The 983-nt window shown below is 57.8% G+C and carries 1 protein-coding gene and 1 pseudogene; both read right to left on the bottom strand.

Going from position 1 to position 983, the window contains the following annotated elements; genetic code table 11:
* Positions 1-363 (bottom strand): annotated as a pseudogene (locus tag EOA27_RS37910) (OmpA family protein); the annotation flags it as partial.
* A 7-nt stretch (positions 364-370) separates the two neighbouring features.
* Positions 371-982: a hypothetical protein gene (locus EOA27_RS37905; protein ID WP_245491371.1), complete on the bottom strand. Its 612-nt coding sequence runs from the start codon at positions 980-982 to the stop codon at positions 371-373.
* Position 983 lies beyond the last annotated feature (1 nt).

Below are 983 nucleotides of genomic sequence, written 5' to 3'. Positions count from 1 at the left end.
CTTTTGGATGGACCGCTGCGCCGCCCGTTCGACAGCCGGGGCAAGAGCCTCGCCGAGTTGCGTATGGGACGCGCGCGCAGTTGCTTCGGGCAGAACGTTGCCCACCGCGGCGGCAAGCTGCTCGGGTTCGTCGAGCAGGTGCGTAACGCGGGACAGCTCCGAGATTTCGCCGCCGACGAGCAGTTGGCGGAGCCTTTCCAGCCGATGGTCGGCGGCTGGAACACCTTCGTAAAGCGTATGGTTGTCCGGATCGACGTTCCGGGCAATTTCCACCAAAAGGCGGGCCAAAGCCTCGCGATCAATACCGGTATCGTTCGAAGCTTGTTTTTGAGAAAGGCTGATTGGTTCGACGCTCGACGTCAAGTTCCGATCAACTCACTTTCCAGCCACGCTCGGAATTGCCCTTGCTGCCGACGGGATCCTGGTTGAGACATTTCGCGACCTCGACGAACAGCCCGGCCAGAAGATTCCGGTCGGTCTTGACGTTGCTGAGATCGGAAAAGATCTTCTCCATGAGCATTTGGGCGCTTTCGTTCTTCTGCTTGATTTCCTCGCGCAGCAAATGGTCGCTTCTGCTCATGCGATCCGCGAATTCGCGCTCGAGCTCACTCAATTGATCCGATAAGGCGCGCACCTGCTTTTCGAGCGCCTGGTTTTGATCGCGAAGATTGCGGTCCATTTCCTTGTCGGCCTCGGCGCGTGCGTCCTTTTCGTTGCGCAACTGCGTCGCCAGCGAGTCAACCTGTTTCTTGGCATTCGACTCGTAGGTTTCAAGATTGCGCTTGGTTTCGGATTCGACATCCTTGAATCGCTGCAGGAACCGTTCCTCAAGCTTGGAGAAGCGGCGATCATAGTCCTGCATCTGATTGCCGAACAAAAGATCGCGTATCTTGTCGACACCTGGAGCGTCACCGCCTGGCCCGCCCTCGCGAGCCTGGGAGGCCATGAAGTTCAGCCCGTTTCCCTCTGAATTACCTATCAGA

The organism is Mesorhizobium sp. M2A.F.Ca.ET.037.01.1.1 (genome assembly GCF_003998075.1).
GTDB lineage: Bacteria > Pseudomonadota > Alphaproteobacteria > Rhizobiales > Rhizobiaceae > Mesorhizobium.
Note: the sequence above shows the minus strand (reverse complement) of the source record. Positions and strands in the feature narration are given on the sequence as shown.